This window comes from Acidiferrobacteraceae bacterium (assembly GCA_037388825.1).
In the GTDB taxonomy this organism is placed as follows: Bacteria; Pseudomonadota; Gammaproteobacteria; order Acidiferrobacterales; family JAJDNE01; genus JARRJV01.
Map to the genome: position 1 here is coordinate 43,108 of JARRJV010000001.1, position 19,935 is coordinate 63,042.

Below are 19,935 nucleotides of genomic sequence, written 5' to 3' on the forward strand. Positions count from 1 at the left end.
ATGGCCATCGAGGCGCGTGACCTCGGTTTTCAATACGATGGCCATAGCGCGTTGCGGGATATCGATCTTGAGGTGCGGCCCGGCGAGATCTTCGGCCTGGTCGGTGCCGATGGTGCCGGCAAGACCACCTTGTTGCGTATCGCCGCCGGCCAGATGGTCCCCGGGTCCGGGACCATCCGCGTATTGGGGCAGGAGCCGGTCAACCCGGAAGTCCGTGGCCAGCTTGCCTATATGCCCCAGGGTTTCGGTCTCTACCCCGATCTGTCGTGCATCGAAAACCTTTATTTCTTTGCCGATCTTCATGGGCTTGCACGCGCCGATGCCGATACCCTGATTCGTGATCTCCTGCAACGAACCGGGCTTGCCGGTTTTGAAGAACGGCGGGCCGGCAAGCTCTCGGGGGGCATGATGCAGAAGTTGGCGCTGGCCTGTGCCCTGGTGAGCCGGCCGCGCCTGATGTTGCTGGATGAACCCACCACCGGTGTCGATCCTCTTTCGCGGCGGGCCTTCTGGAGTCTGTTGGACACGGTCCGCGCCGAGGGAGTTGCGATACTCTACGCCACGGCGAACATGGATGAGGCGGAGCGATGTGATCGCGTGGGCATGCTGGAACAGGGACGCATCGCCCATCTCGGCACACCGGTGGAATTGAGCGAGACCGGTGCAAACGCTTTGTTGGCGGTGAGCGGGCCGGCAACGCGTCCCTATCGTCGCAAGGTCCAGGAACTGGCCGGAGTGCAGTTTGTCTTTCCCATCGGCCGACGCCTCATGGTGTGGCTGCAGGACGGGAAGGGCGCCAGTGCCTTCGACAAGGAACTGAAAAAACTCAATCCGGATCTGCGGGCGGAGCCGGTTGTTCCGAGCCTGCATGATATTGCCCTGCGGGAACTTGCCGTGGGCGAGGCTTCCGGACGGTAATCTCCCATGGCCGACTCCGCAAGCAGCGCGAAACATAACGCCGCGGAGCAGGTGATCGATGCCCGCGGAATCACACGGCGCTTTGGTGATTTCGTCGCCGTCGACGATATCGACATCAAAGTGTCGGTGGGCGAGGTCTTTGGTTTGCTCGGCGCCAATGGCGCAGGCAAGACGACTTCCATTCGCATGCTCTGTGGCATGCTTGCTCCGAATGATGGCACCATATCCGTGGGCGGTGTGGATATGGTGCATCATGCGCGGCACGCCCGGGCTCAAATCGGCTACGTATCCCAGCGCTTCGCCCTGTACCACGACCTGACTGTGCGGGAAAACCTGAACCTTGCCGCCGGGCTGTATGGTCTCGGTCCCGTGCGAAGGGAAACGCGGGTGGCCTGGGGGCTGGAGCGCCTGGAACTTGAAAGTCTCGCCGGCACGATGTCAGGGACCCTGCCCTTGGGCTACAAGCAGCGACTGGCACTGGCAGCTGCGCTCCTGCACGAGCCCCAGGTCCTGTTTCTGGATGAACCGACGTCCGGCATTGATCCTTTGGCGCGGCAACGATTCTGGGAGCTGATTTACGATCTTGCCGACACCGGCATCGGGATCCTGGTGACAACGCACTATATGGACGAAGCGCTGTTCTGCGATCGCCTGAGTCTCATGCACGCGGGAAGAATCGTCGCCGAGGGATCTCCGGAGGACCTGCTTGCGCGACCGCTGGACACTCCCATCATCGATCTGCGGGCCCCCGACTGCGGACATTGTGCCCGGTTGCTGGAAACCTGGCCCGAGGTGCGCGAGATCATTCCCCACGCGGGCCATTTGCGCATCCGGCTGAAGGCCGGCGAATCCGCCGAAGCAGCGATGAAGAAGATGTATGCCACTGCCAGCAAGGAGGGCGTGACCATCGACAAGCTGGAAGTGGTGGCGCCGCAGCTGGAGGATGTGTTCGTTGGTGTACTGGAAGAGGCCGGAGACACCCGGGAGGTGCCGGCATGAACCTGCAGCACGTGCGGGCCATGGCGCGCAAGGAATGGTGGCATCTGCTGCGCGACCCGCGCAGCCTGGCCCTGATTCTGCTCATGCCCATGATGCTGTTGTTCCTGTTTGGTTACGCCATCCGTCTGGATATCGAGAACGCACCTATCGGCGTGTTGCAGGAGGCAAACGATGCCGCAAGCAGCGAAATCGCCGGGCGCTTCGAAGGGACCCATGCATTTCAGGTGACCCGGTACGCGGACCGGGAGGCCATGTTCGCGGCCTTGCAGCACGGCGACATCTGGGGCGGCGTCATCATCCCGTCGGATTACGCGCGCAAGCTTGCCCGCGGCGACGCACGCATCCAGCTTCTGCTGGACGGGGTTGACGCCAACAGTGCCCGGCTGGTGCGCAATTATGCGATTGCACTGGTGGATAGCTACGCGCTGGATCTCTATGGCGTGGATCCACCGGTCCGTATCGAGGACCGAACCTGGTTCAATGAAACCAAGGAAAGCAAGTTTGCGATCATCCCGGGTGTTATCGCCCTGGTCATGGCGGTCATTGGCGCACTAATGACATCGCTTACTGTTGCCCGCGAGATGGAGCAGGGAAACCTGGTGATGTTGCGCACTACCCATCTCACGCGACTGGAGTTTCTCGTCGGCAAGCTCACGCCCTATTTCGTGATCGGCATGGCGGACCTGGTGGTGGCGGTCCTGGCATCCCAGTTTATCTTCGATGTGCCCGTCCGGGGTTCGTTGATCGCGTTGGCGGTCATGTCGGCGCTGTTTGTCATCGTGGTGATGTTGCAGGGGGCGCTGATTTCGGTCAGTGCCGGCAACCAGATGCTTGCAAGTCAAATGTCGCTGATTTCCACGTTCTTGCCGGCGTTCCTGCTGTCCGGCTTCGTGTTCGCCATCGAGAATATGCCCTGGGTCTTGCAGGTGATTTCCCATATCGTGCCGGCTCGCTACTACGTGACCCTGAACAAGGCTATTTTCCTCAAGGGCGTGTCGCCGTTCCTGCTGTGGACCCAGGGCGCGGCCCTGCTCGCTATTCTTCTGTTCTTTGCCGCCGTAACCCTGCGCCGGTCGAAGAAGCTGGGGCTGTTGTCGTGAGCGCCGCTTATCCCGTCTGGCTGATTCGGCTACGTGCCCTTCTGGGCAAGGAGTTTCGCCAGCTGTTGCGCGACCCGCGCATGCGCTTTTTTGTATTCATTCCCCCGTTGGTACAGCTCGTGATCTTTGGCTATGCCGCCACGTACGATGTGCGCCTGGCCGATGTCGCGGTGGTTGACAGCGAATTGAGTTCCGCGACCCGCGGGATCGTGTCCGACATCTCCGCCAGTGGCCATTTCCGCATCCAGGCCTTCCCCGACATGGCCAGTGCCGCGATTGCGCTCAACCGATCCGACGTACGCGCGATCGTGCGCTTCGATCCGGACTATGCACGCTCGCCCGCGATCCAGATTGTTACGGACGGATCCGACTCCAATAGCGCACAGCTCATCTTTGGCCAGCTGGCACAGACCATACGCGATTCAGTGTTTCGCAGCAGTGGACTGTCACCACCGGTGCAGCTCGAGGAGCGCGCCTGGTACAACCCGAACCTGGAGGATCGCGAGTATTTTATTCCTGGCATCATCGCGAACCTGATGCTGATCACTACCATGATCCTTACCGCTATGACCGTCGTGCGCGAGCGGGAGCTGGGGACTCTGGAGCAGGTGATGGTCTCTCCCTTGTCCAACCTGGAATTCATCATCGGCAAAATGATCCCGGTGGCGACCATCGGCCTGATCGATGTTCTGCTGATTTCGGTGGTCGCCATACTCTGGTTCCACGTGCCCTTTCGTGGCAGCCCGCTGGCCCTGTTCGCCGCCAGCCTGCTGTTCCTGATGAGTTCCCTGGGGATGGGGCTACTGATCTCCGCCTATTCGGGGACCCAGCAGCAGGCCATGATCCTGGCATTCTTTTTCGTCATGCCATTCGTCATCCTTTCCGGATTTGCATTTCCCATCCGCAACATGCCTGAATGGGTGCAGTGGTTCACCTGGATCGATCCCCTGCGCTATTACATCGTGGTCATTCGGGACCTGTTTCTGAAGGGCGGCGGAATCTTCGACCATCTATTCGAATACGGCATGATGAGCCTGTTGGGCGTCGTGTCGATGGGTTTGAGCCTGTTCCATCTGCGCTGATTCGCGAAAAAACCGTCCTGATGCCATGGGGCGCTGCAATCCACGGTCATCGGCGTACAATATTGAATTCCGACGGCCAGATGTCCACAGGAGGTACCGTGTCCGCAAACGAATACCGCAGCGTCGAAGACGTCCTGGCTGCGCTTGCCGATCGGGGGTACGTGGCGAATTTCGAGTACCTGGAGCAAGGGTTTACCCAGGTTGAGACCGGGCGCACATTCACCGCGGATGAGTTGACCATTGTCGAGCATCATCGCTTCGAGGGAGTTAGTGATCCGGACGACGAGTCCATCGTGTACGCAATCGAGAGCGGGGACGGAATCCGCGGGGTGCTTGTGGATGCCTTCGGAACCTATGCCAATCCTGACCTGAGTGAATTTCTTCGCAATGTTCGCACGGCATCGCCCGGCTAGGCTCCGGCCGGTCTAGCCCAGAGAGTTTTCGTGGAAGAAGCGCTGGATCTCGTCAATCTCGGTGCGGTTGTGAATCAGCGCTTCGACGCATTCGGAGTCGAGTTTTTCTCCAGCCATTCTTCGTAGTGCGGCAAAGGCCTCCTCGTTGGACCACGCGTCCTTGTACGGACGCCTGCTGGTGAGCGCATCGAACACATCGGCCACGGCGACGATGCGCGCCTCCAGCGGAATGTCCTGCCCCCGCAGCCCGGCCGGGTACCCTTGGCCGTTGATGGCCTCGTGATGGAACTCGGCAATATTCCTCAGGATGTTCACATGCTGGACGCTGTCCAGCCCGAAATTCTCCAGCACATCATCGATGATTTCCCGTCCCTTGCGAGCGTGGCTTCGCATGATCTCAAGCTCCTCGTCGTCCAGCGCTCCCGGTTTGAACAGGATACGGTCCGGGATCGCCACCTTGCCAATGTCATGCAGGGGCGAGTACATGAAGACATGTTCGACGAAGTCGTCATCCAGGTTGTAGAGTGGTGCCAGTGCATCGGCGATCAGGCGTGCATAGCGGGACATGCGATCGATATGACTCCCCGTTTCCGGATCGCGCAAATGGGTAAACCGGGCCGTGGTCGCGATGGCGGCCACCAGGGTGCGCATGGCGGAAAGTTCGTTGATGACCATGAGTGCCACCATGTGCCCGAACACATCCAGCTGATTCAGGGCGGCGTCAGTGAACACGTCGGGCTGTTTCGAGTTGAAGAAGATGAAGCCGAGAAACACGCCATTGGAGAACATGGGCAGGGTGTAGCTGGCTGCATAGCCGTGGCGCCCGATTCGGCGTGCATGTTCCTTCGGTTCGTCCTCGACCGTGACCATGTTGTTGATCACGCGCGGGCGTCCTTCCTTCAGGATTTTCGCCAGCGACGGGGCCTCGTCCAGCTTCGCCTGATAATGCGAGAGCGGGTCATCCTCTTCGCTGCTGTGCAGATAAGTCTTGAGCTTCGCCGTTTTCGGGTCGTACAGAACCACGGCGATGCGGGCGATGAACGGCAGCTGTTTATGTGCCACGCGGTGAATCTGCACCAGCTTGTCCCGCAAGGGGATGTTGCGGTTCAGGGATTCCAATGTGTCCTGGTAGGTCTCCATCACCGGAAACTCTCCGTATAGTTTTTTTGTGTCCGACTCCGTTATTACTATTTAGTATGGTTGATCTTTTATCGTGTGCAATGAATTTGTGGTATTCGCACATGTGCCCGGTCTCATTTGCCGCGGAAAAACTGGCGGAATACCGGGATTTCGGGAGGGGAGGCGCAAGTCCTCAGCTGGTTTCCGGTGTGTTTTCAAATGAGGCCATGGGTACCGTCAGCGTCGGATGACGGCGGTCCGATTCCCGGTAGGCGCGGATACGTGGGCGCTCCTGGAATACCTGGTACAACGCCCACAATCGGTCGAACGACTGCAGAACATCACTTGTCAGTGCGCGTACCATGTCCAGGGAAACATGGCCGATATAGTCGACAAAGGTATTCCCGCTTCCCATCCACTTTCCATGGGCATTGCTGGTTCCTGCTTCCTGTGAATTATTTGTCATCCTGGCAAATCCCTATCGGCGATGATGGTATTTGCCGGTAGTGAAGAGGGAAGCGTCTTTGTTTTCAGCTGTTTCGCCGCGTATGATCGACCAGCGACATGGAGGTGCTTGCATGCTGGCAACAATCATCAGAATGTTTTTTCGTCGGGCGGCCATGCATGCCTTGAACGGCCGTTATCGCAATCGCGATCGACCGGCCGCAGGGCGCCTGGGCAAAGAGGACGTGCGTGCGATTCTGAAATTGGCCTGGAACCATGCAGATTCCCTGATGCTGCAAGCGGATTTCCCGCAGTACCGGTCACGGGGCAACCGTCTGAATGTATACCTGTGCCTGCTGAGCCTCGCCTGCTATCGCGCGCTACGTGAATATGGATTGTCGGCCCCATGGGCGACGGAACTCTTTTCCGACACCGGCTGGCACATCTACGAGCGAATGGCGAAACTGGTGATTGCTCCATCGCGCCCGTTTACCCGGGATCCGCAAAAGAGGATCAACTTCATGCTGCGGGCATTGATGATTTTTCCATTCAATGAAGATCCGAACGGATATCAGCGCAAGGCGTGGAAGGAAGCGGATCATATGCGCACGGACTGGACCCGGTGCGCGCCCCTCGATTTCATTCGCAAGGCCGGAACCCCCGAAGAGCTGGCGTTTTTCCGGGCCACATGGTGCTGGTACGATTACGCCCTGCCGGGACTGGTTGATCCCCGTGGCGACTACGAACGCCCGCACACCCTTTCCGATGGAGATTCCGTGTGTGATATGCGCTGGTACGGCATCCGCGTAGTCAGTAAGGACGAGATGCTAGACCGGGAATAGTCCGCCAGCAGTAGCTATTTCTTCGGAAGCCGGTCGACGTGATAGAGCATGGCGATCAGAACCATGGTGGAAATTACCATCAGCAGCGGACCGAACAGCCAGAACACCAGTGGTACGGAGAAATAGTAGGCCCGCATGCCGATGCTGTAGTAGTCGCCGGCGCGATTCAGGTGTCGTGCGACGGCGGTGGGATTGATTCCCCGGCCGCGCAGGTCTGCCGGTACATTGAGCTGGTAGCCCACATGGTTGTAGACCCGAACCGACAGGGCAAAGCTGAAGAAGGCGACGAAGAAGTTGGTCACGAGGACCAGCAGCTTCGTTACCCAAAGACCGGCATGTCGTGAGCCCACGATATTCAGGCTATGCCAGGTGGACTGAAGCTTGTCCGCCTGTCCGCTCAGGGTCAGCGTACCCATGATGAGCAGCACGGCAGTGGAGGCGAGACACGTGGCGGCCATGGTGGAGTTGCGCAGGGTTTGTTCGCCCAGCAGGCTTCGCGCCGGATCGGACATGATGCCCTTGACCCAGGCCTGGCGCGCGGCGTGGTTGACCGCCTGAATCGTATAGGCCGGATCTTTCTGCGTCCGGTAGCGAAGGTACAAATGATAGGCAAGCAGCAGCCCGGCGCTCATGAAAAAGCCGCCAATATCCCCGCCATAGTTATGGACCAGGTTGAGGAACGAATGCATAGGTCGTAAAGCCTGAGTCTGGGGGCGTGGTCTCGCCCAATCTCGCTGTCAATGAAGGAATTATAGGTCCAGTCCGGGACGGCGAAAAGGGCGTGAACATTCCGTTGGCGACACGTTAGTGCGGCCTTTTCCACTGGCGCTGGCTCGTTTCAGCTGTGGTAGGCTTTGCGCATTGTTAAGACTCTGTGAGTGAGAAACCGATTTTGCGCACAAGCGACATCAATTGGGTGGGATTCCTGCTCCGCTTCCTTGCCGGGTTGGTGTTGGTGCTGGCCAGCTACAATCCCGATGGGTATTCCTACTTTCACTGGATCAAGAATGATTTTCCTTCCATTGGCGCCGCGCAGGCATTCGTCGGTGTCGCTCTTGTGGTCGGCTGGGCAATCTATGTCCGCGCCGCGCTTCGCTCCCTTGGCGCCATTGGCCTGCTGCTGGCAACGGCGCTGTTCGGCACCCTGATTTGGCTGATCGTTGATCTGGGCCTGATCCCGGTTCATAGCCTGAAGGCCGTGGTTTATCTCGTGCTGATACTGCTGGCGCTGGTTCTGAGTACCGGTTTGTCCTGGTCCCACGTGCGCAGGCGCTTGTCCGGCCAGATGGATACGGACGACGTCTAGACTGCCTGCCCCTTTGCTCCGCCTATCTCCGTTTCGCGGCTTCCCGGGCCCGCCGGATTCGTTCCGCCGTCACCGGGTGGGACGAAATAAAAGAGAATCGCTCCTTTTTCCCGCCCTTGTTTTTTGCCAGCCTTTCCATGAGGTGTGCAAACGCCAGCGGAGATTGTCCGTGTTTCTTCAGAAGCGCAAAGGCATAGTCATCGGCCTCGGTCTCAAACTGGCGTGAATAGCGGGTTTGTGCGAGTACGGTCGGAACACCGGCAACGATCGTGCTCAGGGTTGCCGCATCGCCCGTGATGGCGGTTGCCAGTACCGCCACCGCGGAGTTCTGCATCAGACTGCGCACCGCATGGCGGTGCACCACGTGACCGATTTCGTGGGACAGGACGGCCTCGACTTCCGCGAGATTCCTGGCGTTGTTGACCATCTGGTCCGTGATGACGATGGTGCCGCCGGGCAGGGCGAAGGCATTGGGACCGATGACCGCGGAATTGCGAAACTTCAGATGGAGATACCTGCGTATGGGCAGGCCGGCGCTGAGCTGGTCGAAGCCCTTGAGAATGACCGCCCGCTTTTTCCCTGACAATTTGCTCGGTTCAAACCATCGCTGATCGTCGAGCCAGTTGAGGGAGCTTGCGCCCAGGCGGGCTTCCGTTTCCATGGGAATATGGTCGGCGATCTTCTCCGATGCCCAGGGCAAACCGTAGAAATAGCCGGTCCCGACCATGCCGAACACCAGGGCGATACCCGTCAGGGCGACCGCGACGCGCGATTCCAGCCAGGCGACAATGCCTTCGCTCATGCTCTCCTGGGGGAGCGCATCGAGTTCAGGACCATCGGCGCACTGGAGCTGTCCGCCGTCGGGGAACAGAATGAACCGGTCGGCACCGCCGGTACGCGGGGAGACCTGCAGCCGATCGGTGTTGTAATCCCGGCTATGGCTCGTGGATCGCAGTGTGGCGCCGGTTCGACTGGCCAACAGGGTCGCGGGCACACCCACCGGACGTGTTCCGTCGAACCAGATTCCACTCAGACTGATGTCCGGACTGCTCATAGGGACAGGTCCAGATCGAAGAAGTCTCCCACCTCGGCACCGGTGGCCTGCACCGTATCGGTATGGGTACCGGTGAAGTCCTCCAGATTTCCGTGCAGGAACACGCGCATGTGGTCGGCGCGATACTTCATGGTCCGCGTCACGGCCCACGGAATCAGCAGGCCGGCGGTAGCGAGGATGCCAATGGCATTGCTCACGTACAGGCCCATGAGCCCCCAGGCGCGCAGACTGGATTCAAAGCGGAGAGGGCCAAGGCGGGTCTGGTTCCATACGAGATTAATTCCCCGGCTACGGGTGAAGGCGTAGGCGAGCACGTAGACGACATAAAAAGGAATCACGAAAAGCATGACCGCGTGAGGCGACGTGCTTTTGGTGGCAATCATGATGCCAAGCCCGAAACTCGCTACGATAAAACCACCGAAAAGAATCAGGCCTGCCAGCAGGTACATCTTGAAATATTGTGATCCTTTCAGGGATAGCGAACCGTGCTTGCCGCCATATTCACTGTTGTCCACAATGAAACGGCGAAGGTTGGCAAGCCACCACGGGAAATAGAGCATACCTGCGATATACGTGAAGCCGATCAGCCACGATTTTCCCCACCAGCCAAAGATCACACACAATACGATCAGCGGCACGATGGCGAAGGCGTATAAGACCTTCAGGGCATCGGTTCCGCCACCCTGAAACGCGAATGTCATATTGCGGAAGGCCGAGTAGCGCGCGTTGAATGCGAGCGAGCGCGCCACGACCCACGGCGCGAGAATCGTCGCCGTCACCAGAACATAGGGAAGCAGGGATGAAAAGTAGTGGGTCCCGGCGTAGTAGAAAAGGAACAGTATCGTGGCAATGATGCGCCCACGCAGGATGGGTAAGGGTTGTCCCAAGTACTGGAAGGGCGTGCCGTCGAGTACGGTATGGGCGTAGAAGTATCGTTTCCGGCGAACCTTGGCCCAGGCGGAGAAGATGCCGAGGCTGAGCAGCGTCAGGCAGAGATTGACAGCCCAAACGCGGAAGTAGTCCGCAGCCCGGCCACGAAACTCCAGCGGCAGTTCGCGCACGGTTGGGGCCGCAGGCTCAAGGGGCACGGTCGTCGGAGTCGTGGAGTCGGTCTGCATCCCTGGCTCTTGTTGTGTTCTGACCCTCTTCCAAGCATAGACGATGGTTCGGGTGCCGTCCCCCGGTCGGGACCCTACTCGACGGCCGAAGCAGTCTCCTGGGCGGTCATTTCATGACGGGAATTGCGCATGATGAATACCGCTGGTGCCATGATGGCGAAGGCGACGGTGACGAAGGTGTAGGCATCGAGGAAACCGATCATCTGCGACTGGCGCGCGAGTTCATGCGCCAGAAGCGGTGCCGCGGATTGAGCGGATTGCGTCGACATGCCGATATGGCCCAGATATCGGCCCAGTTCCGGATTGAAGGCGTCGATGTGACTGCCGACATTGTGCCAGGCGATTTGCGTATGGCGCGTCAGTACCGTTGCCACCAGGGAAATGCCGATGCCCGAGCCGATGGTGCGCAGCAGGCTGTACATGCCGGCGGCGTCCGGGGCGTAGCGTTCGGGCAGAGTGGAGTAGGCCAGGGTGGAAAGGGGGACGAACACCATGCCCAGACCCATGCCCTGTAGCAACATGGGAAAGATCACCCACCAGATTCCCATGACCAGGCTGTACTGCGTGGTCTGGTAGGAACCGATCGAGAAGATCACGATGCCGGCCAGGATCAGCATGCGCGCGTCCACGCGCGTAATCAGGCGACCGACGATCATCATGCTCAGCATGCTGGCAAAGCCACGCGGTGCCAGAATCAGGCCGGTCATGATGGTCGGGTAGCCGAGCAGGCCTTCCAGCATCAATGGTTGCAGAAGCATGGAACCGAACAGGCCCAGACCGAGAAACGCCATGAGCCCGCAGGCGGTGGCGAAGTTGCGGTCGGCAAAGATTTCGGGCGCGAACAAGGCGTGGCCGCGGTAGCTGCGAATGTGCAGGATGAATCCGGCGAATCCAACGAAACTGATCCAGGCGGAGAACTGGATCACGGGTGAGGCAAACCAGTCGTCTCCGGTGCCACGATCCAGCAGGAACTGCAGGGCGCCGACCCCCATGGTCATCAGCGCCAGCCCCAACCAGTCCATGTCGCGCTTCTGTTTTTCCGTGTCCGGCACGAAGCGTAGAACTAGGAAAGTGGAGAGAATGCCCACGGGAACATTGATGAAGAAGGTCCAACGCCAGGACAGGACCTCCGTGAGCCAGCCGCCCAGGGTGGGACCGAGTATGGGGCCGACCATGACGCCCATGCCCCAGATGGCCATGGCCTTGCCCCGTTCCTTTGGCGGAAAGGTGGAGACCATGACCGACTGCGCCAGTGGCACCAGAGCCGCGCCGGTGATTCCCTGTACCAGGCGAAAGAATACGATCTCTTCCAGGGTGCCGGACAGGCCACACATCATGGAGGCAGTGACAAAGCCCACGATGCTGATGGCGAAGAAGCGCTTTTGTCCCCAGCGATGGCTGAAGTAGCCGGTGAGTGGCATGAACACACCGGAGGCGACGAGATAGCTGGTCAATACCCAGCTGATCTGATCCGGCGTGGCACTCATCTCGCCCTGCATATGTGGCAGGGCGACGTTGACGATGGTCGTGTCCAGCACCTGCATCACCGTCGCGGCCATGACGGCGACGCTGATCCACAACCGGTTTTCCTTCTCGGTCATTGCGGGGCCGAGTTGGACGCGACCTTGCTATCCGAATCAGTCTTCTGCGTATCGATGGTCACCACGGCGCTGGTCCCGACGCGCAGGGGGTAGGAAGGATTCGGGTTGTCGATGCGTACGCGCACCGGCACGCGCTGGGTCACCTTGACCCAGTTGCCGCTCGCGTTCTGTGGCGGAAGCAGAGAGAAGGCGGAACCGGCGGCGGCACTCACGCTTTCCACGACGCCCTTCATGTGAACCCCGGGATACATGTCCACCTTCACGTCCGCGACCTGACCGGGGCGGATGCGTTCCAGATCCGTCTCCTTGAAGTTGGCGTCCACCCAGTAGCCGGAGTCGCATACCAGCACGAAGGAATCCGTATCCGCCCGGACGACGGTACCGGGGCGCAGACCCAGCTCGCCGATCTGCCCATTGCACGCCGCGGTGACCTTTGTATTGTCCAGTGCCCACTGCGCGTGTTCCATTGCAGCACGCGCCTCAACAATCCGATCGTTGTTCTTGCCCGGTGTTCCGAGTTGTCGCCGTGCCTCGTCAAGCTTGGCCCTGGCAATCCGCAGATCCGCCTGCGCACCCTTGTAGGCAGCCTCGGTGTCCTCGACGCTCTGTTTCGACAGATAGTTCTTTTTCGCCAGCTGCTGCGCACGCTTTTCCTTGGCTGCCGCGTTTTCCAGCAGCACTTCGCGATGATTGACCTGGGCGCGGGCCGAAGCGACCGCCGCCTCCATCTGCGCGACCTGGCGATGCGCCTGGTCCAGCCGCGCCTGGGCCTGCTGCAGTTCCAGCCGGAAAGGTTCAGGATCGATCGCGTACAGCGTGTCGCCCTTCTTGACCTCTTGCTGGTCCACGACATCGATCACCGTCACCCGACCACTTACACGGGGCGCCACGCGAACGACGTTGGCGCCGATGTAGGCATCCTCCGTGCTTGGGTATCGTTGCGACCAGCTGTGATAGCCCCAGATTGCCAGACCACCGACAACCACGGCCCCCGCAACCATTAAGATCTTCTTTCGCATTTCAGTCGTCTCCGCCGCCGTGCAGGCGGTCTGCCTTGTCCTTGACGTGTTGCAGGACGCGTAGCGTGGTTTCCAGTTCTTCCGGTGTGGTGCCCGCAAGCAACTCGGTGCGCAGTGTGGTCGCCACCTTGCGGATTTCCTCAATCACGTTCCGCGCCTTGTCCGTCAGGTGCACCGTCTTGGATCGCCGGTCCTGCTCCGACTCCCGACGCTCCAGCCAGCCATCCTCCGTCATGCGGTCCAGCAGCCGTACCAGGGTTGGCCCTTCTATGCCCACGCGTCCGGCGAGAGTCTTCTGCGTCACGGCGTCGCCATGGCGGGAAAGCTGCAACAGGATGATCCAGCGGGCCTGGCTCAGACCCAGGGGCCGCAGGCGCTCATCGAGCCGGGCGCGCCAAGCTCGCGCGGCCTCTGCCAGGACTGGCCCCAGTTGTTCCCGCACCGCTTGCATGGGAATATATCGTACCCTATTAGATAGGAAGCTATCTATTGTCCGCCAAAATGGCGGGCGGGGCAAGTGGAGCCGTGCTTAGAGCTCGTATTCCTGTCCCAGGGTGGGCAGTTCGACGTGGGTATCTTTCAGCAGGCCGGCGAAGTGTTCCATGGTTTCCTCCTCGCCGTGGACCAGGAAGGTCCGGGGCGCCCGGGTGTGGCTGTGCCAGGCAAGGAGTTCCGGCTGGTCCGCATGGGCGGAAAAACCGTTGACCGTATACACACTCGCGCGAACGGGAATTTCTTCGCCGAAAATGCTGACGTGTTTGGCGCCGTCGATAATGCGGCGTGCCAAAGTGCCGCGGGCAGCGAAGCCGACAAACACAATGCTGGAGTCTTGGCGCCAGAGGTTGTGTTTCAGGTGGTGTCGAACGCGTCCCCCGGTACACATGCCGGAGCCGGCCATGATCACGGCGCCACCGTTGATGCGGTTGATGGCAATGGACTCGGCGGTCTCGCGTGTGAAATGCAGGCCGGGCAGATCGAACGGATCACCCCCGTTTCGGAACATCTCTTCCGTTTCCTTCTCGTAGCAGTCTGGATAGCGGCTGAAGATCTCCGTTGCCGAAATCGCCATTGGCGAATCCAGAAAAGTCTGCATGGAGCCTGGCAGGCGTCCGGAACCGATCCCCTGGTGCAGGTAGAACAGGATCTCCTGGGCGCGTTCGAGGGCGAAGGTCGGGATTACGACATTGCCGCCGCGGCGAAAGGTGTCGTCGATCGCCTCGTAGAGCTCATTCACGGTGGGCGCGATTTCCTTGTGCTTGCGATCGCCGTATGTAGTCTCCATGACGACGACATCCACCTCCGGCGGAATCGCGGGATTGCGCAAAAGCGGTCGCCCGGCATTTCCGAGATCACCCGAGAACAGTACGGTGCGTGTTACCCCGTCTTCTTTGAGTTCAAGCAGGATGCTTGCGGAGCCAAGAATATGCCCGGCATCGATATAGGTGGCGCGTATTCCGGGGGCCAAGTCCAGCGGAGCCTTGTAGTCGGCGGTTCGACCGAAGCGGTCCAGTGCGTTGAGGGCATCCAGCTCCGTATACAGCGGCTCGATTTCCGCGTGGTGGTTGCCGCGACGCTTGGCCCGCCGGCTGCGGTAGCGCGCCTCTTCCTCGTTGAGATGTGCCGCGTCCAGCATCACCAGGCGCGCGAGTTCGCGGGATGCCGCCGTGGTGATGATCTCGCCACCAAATCCGCGTTTTGCCAGTAGTGGCAATCGACCGCAGTGATCGAGATGGGCGTGGGTCAGGAGAACCATGTCGACCGATGAGGGATCGAAACCAAAGGGTTCCGCGTTTTCCTCGTCCAGTTCCCGACCGCCCTGGTACAGCCCGCAATCGACAAGGATCCGCTTGCCGGAGCATTCGACCATGTGACAGGACCCGGTTACGCCGCGATCGGCGCCATGAAAGGATATTTTCAAGATCGTTGCTCCAGATTTATAGTTTCTTTCAGCCTTTTGGAAACAGATCCGAACCGTTGATCCTGTGCCAACGCACGATTCCGTCCCAGATTTCCTCGGCGGTCTCCGCGAACCAGAACAGTTCCCGGTCCTCGGGGTCGATTACACCCTCGTCCACAAGAAAATCCATGTTGATGGCCCGTTCCCAGTACTCGCGGCCCACCAGGATCACCGGTACCGGGGCGATCTTGCGCGTCTGGATCAGGGTCAGGGTCTCGAACAGTTCATCGAAGGTGCCATAGCCTCCGGGGAAGGCCACCAGCGCCCGCGTTCGCAGGAGGAAGTGCATCTTGCGCAGGGCGAAGTAGTGAAAGCGGAAGCACAGCTCCGGGGTAATGTAGGGATTGGGGTACTGCTCATGGGGCAGATTGATGTTGAGGCCGATATTCTTGGCGCGAGCATCAAATGCGCCGCGGTTGGCGGCCTCCATCATCCCGGGTCCTCCCCCGGTCATGACCACCAGCAGCCCGTCCCCGTGGCGGCGGCCGGCATCGCCGGCAAGGTGGCCAAACTCGCGCGCGATATCATAATAATGGCTTTTCGCCAGGAGCCGCTCGGCCACGGCGAGTTGCCGCTGCAGGTCCGGGTCGTCCGGCTGTTTTTCGAGAGAGTGGCGCAGGGAATTCACATGATGTTGCGCAGCCGCCGGCTCACGGATGCGTGTACTTCCAAATACCACTACCGTGTGCCTGATATCGTGCTGCTGCAACAGCAGTTCCGTCTTCAGATAGTCCAGCTGCAGGCGGAGCCCGCGGGTGTCGTAGCGGGTAAGAAATTCGATATCCTCGTCGGCCGGGATGTAGCTGGGACTCTTGAGGATCGCGCGCACGCGGTCAGGCGCATCGGGGTCTTCGTGGGTCGGCTTGGGGCGGTGCCAGGGAAGGGGTTTCTCCCGCCGTTGCGGGTGCGGCGGTTGCGGTATCTCGGGACCTGAAATGGATTTTCGCTTCGGCATCGGCGCATCAAATCACACGCGAGATTCCGGTTCAATTACCAACGCGCCCCGGCTCGGGGTGAGGGTCATGTTGAGGATCCGCCTTCCGCGGGTGTGTGCTTCTCCAAGGTCACCGCCCGTTCGCAGGCTTCCCCCAGGGTCAGGCAGCACTCGAGCATGCCCGATGTCTGGCGCAGTCCCGCCCGGTACAGCTTGCGATAGATCCGTGCATTGAGATTGGCGATGATCACTGCCACCCGGGCGTGGTTGAGCCGTTTGACCAGGGAATCCAGGGCGACGATGCCTGTCATATCCACCATGGATACGTCCGCCATGTCGAATATGACCAGCCTGACCTCAGGATTGAGGCGCTGAATGACGCTGGCCGCCTTCTCCGCGGCACCGAAAAACAGCGGGCCATTGATGTCATAGATTGCGACCGAGGAAGGAAGTTCCTCGGTATGAGCGTGTTCATCACGCCGCACCAGGGCGACATCGGTCAGACTCATCATGCGGCGGACGAAGAGAATGGAGGCGAGCACCACTCCGGCGGCGACAGCGATGACCATATCGAAAACGACTGTAAGAAAAATACAGGTAAGCAACACCGCAACATCGGACCGTGGCGCTACCCTTACAACATTGACCACGTGTCTTGCCTCGCTCATGTTCCACGCAACAACCATCAGCAGGGCTGCCAGCGCGGCCATCGGCAGATAGCCCAGCAAGTCGGCAAACACCACGACGGTCAGCAGCACCACCCCGGCGTGAATCACGGCCGAGATCGGGCCGTGGGCGCCGCTGCGGATCGAGGTCGCGGTCCGCGCGATGGCGGCAGTCGCGGTGATCCCTCCGAAGAATGGTGCAATCACATTGCCCAGGCCCTGGCCGACCAGTTCGGCATTGGGGTCGTGTCGTGTTCCGGTAATGCCGTCGGCGACTACGGCGCACAGCAGGGATTCGATGGCTCCCAGCATGGCGACGGTGAATGCCGACGGCAGCAGCTCACGGATGAGGCCTATGGAGATGCCGATGGGGTTGCCATGCGCATCGGGCAAGTGCCAGGGCCAGTCCGGTATGGGAGGAAACGGAGGTATCCCATTGCCGTTTGCACCGTCCACCATGTAGTGAAAACGGGACGAGATTGTTGCCACCTCGAATCCGGGCCAGATCCGGTGGGCGAGGTAGGCTGCGAGAGACCCGATCACAAGTGCCACCAGGTGCCCCGGGATGCGGGTCTTGAGTCGTGGCCACAACACCAGTACCGCAAGGGTGATGGAACCGATCGCAATGTCAGGCCCATGCGCGGAGGGGACGGCCCGAATGAGTGCGCCCACCTTGTCCAGGTAGTGCTGGGGGTGCCCCGCGAGGGTCAGGCCCAGAAAATCCTTGAGCTGAAGGGTGGCGATGACGATCCCGATACCGGCGGTGAATCCCGCGGTCACGGGATAGGGAATGAATTGAATCAGCCGCCCCATCCGCGTGGCGCCCATGGCGACCAGGATCAAGCCGGCCAAGACCGTAGTGAGGAGCAATCCACCGAGGCCGTGGCTTTGGGTAATGGGCAGGAGGATGACCACGAACGCGGCGGTCGGCCCGGAAATGGAAAACCGCGAGCCGCCCGTAAGCGCAATAACGACTCCCGCGATGATCGAGGTATAGAGGCCATATTGGGGCGGGACCCCGCTGGCAATAGCAAGGGCCATGGCCAGGGGAACGGCGACCACACCCACGGTAATCCCCGCAAGCAGGTCGCCTCGCATGTTGGCGCGGCTGTAACCACCCGCGAATAAGTCGATGATTGCCGTAGCGATCGGCCAGCGGGCTTGGGAATTATTGGAGCTGTTCACGGTCGAATTCCTGCAAAGGCAAGGTCGCCAAACCGGGATGACAGGTAATGTGGCACCGACTGGCGGTCATCCATTCCCGGTGTGGAACGGATGTTCTACCATACTAAACGTGTTAGGATTTTTCACCAAGGTATCTGGTGGAAATCAAGGATGGGTTGCAGCAATGCCGCAGAAATCAATCCGCTACTTGTATGATCGGATGGTTGACGGAATCGTCCGTATGTCCCAGACGAGGACGAACTACTGGGCAGAACTGGTAGTCGACGCCTCCATTGTTGTCGCTTTCGTTTCCTATGCGATCCTCAGCCATGCAGTGGGTCTGTTCGCAAGCCTGTTGATCGTCGTGGGCGGTCTGTTGATATTTTCATTCATTGAGTATTTCTTTCACCGCTGGCTCTTCCATGGGCCGGTGAGGATCCTGGAACGGGGACATAGCGCCCATCATGCAGAGCCCCTTGGCTACGATTCGCTACCGTTTTTTCTTCCCGCCCTGGTAATGATCCTGTGGGTTGCCGTGTTCGGCCTGGTTCTGCCCCTAGCCTACAATTTGCTGCTCACTGCCGCTGTCCTTTCTGGTTACATAATCTATGTGCTTGCACACTTTTCCATTCATCATTGGCGGCCGAAAAACCGGTACGTGCGGAAATGGGCGGCCTACCATCATATTCATCACCACCATCCGGAATATAATTTCGGTGTGACTACTCCGCTGTGGGATATTGTGCTTGGTACCCGATACCGCTCAAAATACAAGCGCGCCTTCTAGCAATTGAATCGAATCCCGGCGAGGCTGCTCCATTACCGGGATAGCTGCACCTGACTTTTTCATTCGCAAGGGATTGCCATGAAAGTCTATATCGTTGCCGGTTCCATCATTTCAGTCGCAGTTCTACTCGTCTCCAGCCATATACAGGCCTGGCGCCTCGGTCGCATGGAAGTGCGGGCGAAGTACGATCATCTTGTGATCAAGCACCGCGAGCGGGAATCGGAACTGCTCGCCTCACTCCAGGAAGCGCGGGAAGCGCGCAAGGTGGTGTATCGTGAACATATTCGGACAATCAGGGAAGTCAGTGCACCCTGTCTTGATCATCCTGTGCCTGAGTCTGTTGCCGGTCTCCTGCGGAAACCCGGCGGTAGTTCGACCGGATCCACAGCTGATCCGGGACTGTAGCTTTCCCGTTCTCGAGGCGGGCCAGACCACCTTTCGGGATGTGGTGGAGCTCGCCGAAAGGCGGGGTGAGGCTTTGACTGAATGCAGCGGAAGAATGCGCACCATTCGCAAGAGTTTTGGCGCCGATCAGTAGCCCGGCAATGATCTCCATCATCGCACTGGCTTGGTCGACCGGAGCGAGTCATTTCAGACAGATAGTGGCCTGTTCTTCCAACCGCCCGGGCTGGCGCCGTTCGCTCTATGATGTTTTCCGCCCTGAGTGCCGGGGACGGGGCAGCTTTTCCGCACTCTACTCTATTATAGATACCGATCCACGTTCAGCGCGTGCAAGATTCCGCTTCCTGCGTGATCCAGGGCCTTCAGGAGTCGTCGGAATCCCAGTCGGCGCCATCGTCCCCGTCGTCCACGTCATCCGGGATTTCCGAATCATCCGTATCGGGATCGATATCACTGAGCATGGTTTCGGCACTGGTCTTGCGGGGGCGTACGCGCTCAACTGCGGCCGAGGATTGGGACCCCCGTGGCGAGAAGCCGGAGAGGGCGGCGACGAATGCGGCCTGTAGTTCATCAACGATCACTTCCTCGCCGGGTTCAAACTCGCGAAGTTTCGGTTCCACCAGATCGCGCCGGTACTCGAGGATGGCGTCGCGCTGAAGGTTGAAGAGATAGACCGTGGCTGTGTTGCCCGTATCCAGGTTCGGATCCATGGCGACCGGCGAGCTCTTGGCTCCCGCATCGAGGAAGCCATACCACGCCGAACCTTTTTTCGCTGCCGATCCGCCCATATTCAGGACACTCGCCGTCGAGGGTTGTTGACGTAGCCGAAGTCACCGGCTTTTTTTGCGGAATGATATCCGCGTTTTCCCGCTTGTCCAGTATTTTTTGCGGCCCGGCCGCCGGATGCCCCGCAGCAGCTTTCTTGCCGCGCGCCGGTTGATTCGGGTCAATGCACTGTCATGCGATGAGCACCACTATGGGTGGCGAAAACCGGTGCGGGCCAACCGCGTC

The 19,935-nt window shown here is 59.8% G+C and carries 21 protein-coding genes; 9 read left to right on the plus strand and 12 right to left on the minus strand.

Annotated elements, in window-relative coordinates; all coding sequences use genetic code 11:
• The 5 genes from P8X48_00225 to P8X48_00245 all read left to right on the plus strand — a co-directional run bounded on the left by P8X48_00225 (position 1) and on the right by P8X48_00245 (position 4,512).
• The gene (locus P8X48_00225; GenBank protein ID MEJ2105736.1) at positions 1-918 is read left to right on the plus strand and encodes an ABC transporter ATP-binding protein; all 918 of its coding nucleotides are present in this window, start codon (positions 1-3) and stop codon (positions 916-918) included.
• A 6-nt stretch (positions 919-924) separates the two neighbouring features.
• The gene (locus P8X48_00230) at positions 925-1,917 is read left to right on the plus strand and encodes an ABC transporter ATP-binding protein (protein ID MEJ2105737.1); all 993 of its coding nucleotides are present in this window, start codon (positions 925-927) and stop codon (positions 1,915-1,917) included.
• Positions 1,914-3,017, plus strand: coding sequence for an ABC transporter permease (locus P8X48_00235; protein ID MEJ2105738.1), 1,104 nt, complete (start codon positions 1,914-1,916; stop codon positions 3,015-3,017). Before P8X48_00230 ends, P8X48_00235 begins: the two co-directional genes overlap by 4 nt.
• On the plus strand, positions 3,014-4,099 hold the full coding sequence (locus P8X48_00240) for an ABC transporter permease (protein MEJ2105739.1): 1,086 nt from the start codon (positions 3,014-3,016) through the stop codon (positions 4,097-4,099). Before P8X48_00235 ends, P8X48_00240 begins: the two co-directional genes overlap by 4 nt.
• Before the next feature lie 98 nt (positions 4,100-4,197).
• Positions 4,198-4,512 carry a hypothetical protein gene (locus P8X48_00245; GenBank protein ID MEJ2105740.1) on the plus strand — a complete coding sequence of 105 codons (315 nt, stop codon included), beginning with the start codon at positions 4,198-4,200 and terminating at the stop codon, positions 4,510-4,512.
• Positions 4,513-4,524: 12 nt separating this feature from the next.
• Here P8X48_00245 and P8X48_00250 read toward each other — a convergent pair whose 3' ends face one another.
• A complete protein-coding gene (locus P8X48_00250; GenBank protein ID MEJ2105741.1) occupies positions 4,525-5,652 on the minus strand; it encodes an HD domain-containing protein in 1,128 nt (375 codons plus the stop codon).
• A gap of 172 nt (positions 5,653-5,824) precedes the next feature.
• Positions 5,825-6,097, minus strand: coding sequence for a glutathione S-transferase family protein (locus P8X48_00255; protein ID MEJ2105742.1), 273 nt, complete (start codon positions 6,095-6,097; stop codon positions 5,825-5,827).
• A 112-nt stretch (positions 6,098-6,209) separates the two neighbouring features.
• On the opposite strand from P8X48_00255, the gene P8X48_00260 reads away from it, so the two are divergent.
• Positions 6,210-6,917: an L-2-amino-thiazoline-4-carboxylic acid hydrolase gene (locus P8X48_00260; GenBank protein ID MEJ2105743.1), complete on the plus strand. Its 708-nt coding sequence runs from the start codon at positions 6,210-6,212 to the stop codon at positions 6,915-6,917.
• 14 nt (positions 6,918-6,931) lie between these two features.
• Here P8X48_00260 and P8X48_00265 read toward each other — a convergent pair whose 3' ends face one another.
• Positions 6,932-7,606 carry a DUF599 domain-containing protein gene (locus P8X48_00265; protein ID MEJ2105744.1) on the minus strand — a complete coding sequence of 225 codons (675 nt, stop codon included), beginning with the start codon at positions 7,604-7,606 and terminating at the stop codon, positions 6,932-6,934.
• Between the two features lie 185 nt (positions 7,607-7,791).
• Between P8X48_00265 and P8X48_00270 the strand changes: the two genes are divergently transcribed.
• Entirely contained in the window at positions 7,792-8,223 is a 432-nt protein-coding gene (locus P8X48_00270) for a DUF6524 family protein (protein ID MEJ2105745.1), read from the plus strand.
• Between the two features lie 22 nt (positions 8,224-8,245).
• Here the strand turns inward: P8X48_00270 and P8X48_00275 are convergent, their stop codons facing one another.
• The 8 genes from P8X48_00275 to dauA all read right to left on the minus strand — a co-directional run bounded on the left by P8X48_00275 (position 8,246) and on the right by dauA (position 17,756).
• Positions 8,246-9,277, minus strand: coding sequence for a M48 family metallopeptidase (locus P8X48_00275; protein ID MEJ2105746.1), 1,032 nt, complete (start codon positions 9,275-9,277; stop codon positions 8,246-8,248).
• Positions 9,274-10,395, minus strand: a complete 1,122-nt coding sequence (locus P8X48_00280) for a YjgN family protein (GenBank protein ID MEJ2105747.1) — start codon at positions 10,393-10,395, stop codon at positions 9,274-9,276. The genes P8X48_00275 and P8X48_00280 overlap by 4 nt, the downstream gene beginning before the upstream one ends.
• A gap of 74 nt (positions 10,396-10,469) precedes the next feature.
• Positions 10,470-11,996 (minus strand): DHA2 family efflux MFS transporter permease subunit, encoded by a 1,527-nt coding sequence (locus P8X48_00285; GenBank protein MEJ2105748.1) that lies wholly within the window; start codon positions 11,994-11,996, stop codon positions 10,470-10,472.
• Entirely contained in the window at positions 11,993-13,015 is a 1,023-nt protein-coding gene (locus P8X48_00290) for an HlyD family secretion protein (GenBank protein ID MEJ2105749.1), read from the minus strand. The genes P8X48_00285 and P8X48_00290 overlap by 4 nt, the downstream gene beginning before the upstream one ends.
• 1 nt (position 13,016) lies before the next feature.
• Positions 13,017-13,466 carry a MarR family transcriptional regulator gene (locus P8X48_00295; protein MEJ2105750.1) on the minus strand — a complete coding sequence of 150 codons (450 nt, stop codon included), beginning with the start codon at positions 13,464-13,466 and terminating at the stop codon, positions 13,017-13,019.
• A 78-nt stretch (positions 13,467-13,544) separates the two neighbouring features.
• Positions 13,545-14,933 (minus strand): MBL fold metallo-hydrolase, encoded by a 1,389-nt coding sequence (locus P8X48_00300; GenBank protein ID MEJ2105751.1) that lies wholly within the window; start codon positions 14,931-14,933, stop codon positions 13,545-13,547.
• Between the two features lie 28 nt (positions 14,934-14,961).
• A complete protein-coding gene (locus P8X48_00305; GenBank protein MEJ2105752.1) occupies positions 14,962-15,927 on the minus strand; it encodes an LOG family protein in 966 nt (321 codons plus the stop codon).
• Positions 15,928-15,992: 65 nt separating this feature from the next.
• Positions 15,993-17,756, minus strand: a complete 1,764-nt coding sequence (gene dauA, locus P8X48_00310; protein MEJ2105753.1) for a C4-dicarboxylic acid transporter DauA — start codon at positions 17,754-17,756, stop codon at positions 15,993-15,995.
• Positions 17,757-17,976: 220 nt separating this feature from the next.
• On the opposite strand from dauA, the gene P8X48_00315 reads away from it, so the two are divergent.
• Together P8X48_00315 and P8X48_00320 are read left to right on the plus strand one after the other, a co-directional pair.
• The gene (locus P8X48_00315; protein ID MEJ2105754.1) at positions 17,977-18,522 is read left to right on the plus strand and encodes a sterol desaturase family protein; all 546 of its coding nucleotides are present in this window, start codon (positions 17,977-17,979) and stop codon (positions 18,520-18,522) included.
• A gap of 78 nt (positions 18,523-18,600) precedes the next feature.
• Positions 18,601-18,927, plus strand: coding sequence for a hypothetical protein (locus P8X48_00320; protein MEJ2105755.1), 327 nt, complete (start codon positions 18,601-18,603; stop codon positions 18,925-18,927).
• A 359-nt stretch (positions 18,928-19,286) separates the two neighbouring features.
• Here P8X48_00320 and P8X48_00325 read toward each other — a convergent pair whose 3' ends face one another.
• A complete protein-coding gene (locus tag P8X48_00325; protein ID MEJ2105756.1) occupies positions 19,287-19,712 on the minus strand; it encodes a hypothetical protein in 426 nt (141 codons plus the stop codon).
• Between the last annotated feature and the right edge of the window lie 223 nt (positions 19,713-19,935).

Coding starts and splice junctions, on each gene's coding strand:
- P8X48_00290 (MEJ2105749.1), bottom strand. CDS start 13,015: ATGCGAAAGAAGATCTTAATGGTTGCGGGGGCCGTGGTTGTCGGTGGT.
- P8X48_00325 (MEJ2105756.1), bottom strand. CDS start 19,712: ATGGGCGGATCGGCAGCGAAAAAAGGTTCGGCGTGGTATGGCTTCCTC.
- P8X48_00285 (MEJ2105748.1), bottom strand. CDS start 11,996: ATGACCGAGAAGGAAAACCGGTTGTGGATCAGCGTCGCCGTCATGGCC.
- P8X48_00280 (MEJ2105747.1), bottom strand. CDS start 10,395: ATGCAGACCGACTCCACGACTCCGACGACCGTGCCCCTTGAGCCTGCG.
- P8X48_00295 (MEJ2105750.1), bottom strand. CDS start 13,466: ATGCAAGCGGTGCGGGAACAACTGGGGCCAGTCCTGGCAGAGGCCGCG.
- P8X48_00275 (MEJ2105746.1), bottom strand. CDS start 9,277: ATGAGCAGTCCGGACATCAGTCTGAGTGGAATCTGGTTCGACGGAACA.
- P8X48_00265 (MEJ2105744.1), bottom strand. CDS start 7,606: ATGCATTCGTTCCTCAACCTGGTCCATAACTATGGCGGGGATATTGGC.
- P8X48_00235 (MEJ2105738.1), top strand. CDS start 1,914: ATGAACCTGCAGCACGTGCGGGCCATGGCGCGCAAGGAATGGTGGCAT.
- P8X48_00320 (MEJ2105755.1), top strand. CDS start 18,601: ATGAAAGTCTATATCGTTGCCGGTTCCATCATTTCAGTCGCAGTTCTA.
- P8X48_00305 (MEJ2105752.1), bottom strand. CDS start 15,927: ATGCCGAAGCGAAAATCCATTTCAGGTCCCGAGATACCGCAACCGCCG.
- P8X48_00225 (MEJ2105736.1), top strand. CDS start 1: ATGGCCATCGAGGCGCGTGACCTCGGTTTTCAATACGATGGCCATAGC.
- P8X48_00255 (MEJ2105742.1), bottom strand. CDS start 6,097: ATGACAAATAATTCACAGGAAGCAGGAACCAGCAATGCCCATGGAAAG.
- P8X48_00230 (MEJ2105737.1), top strand. CDS start 925: ATGGCCGACTCCGCAAGCAGCGCGAAACATAACGCCGCGGAGCAGGTG.
- P8X48_00315 (MEJ2105754.1), top strand. CDS start 17,977: ATGTCCCAGACGAGGACGAACTACTGGGCAGAACTGGTAGTCGACGCC.
- P8X48_00250 (MEJ2105741.1), bottom strand. CDS start 5,652: ATGGAGACCTACCAGGACACATTGGAATCCCTGAACCGCAACATCCCC.
- P8X48_00260 (MEJ2105743.1), top strand. CDS start 6,210: ATGCTGGCAACAATCATCAGAATGTTTTTTCGTCGGGCGGCCATGCAT.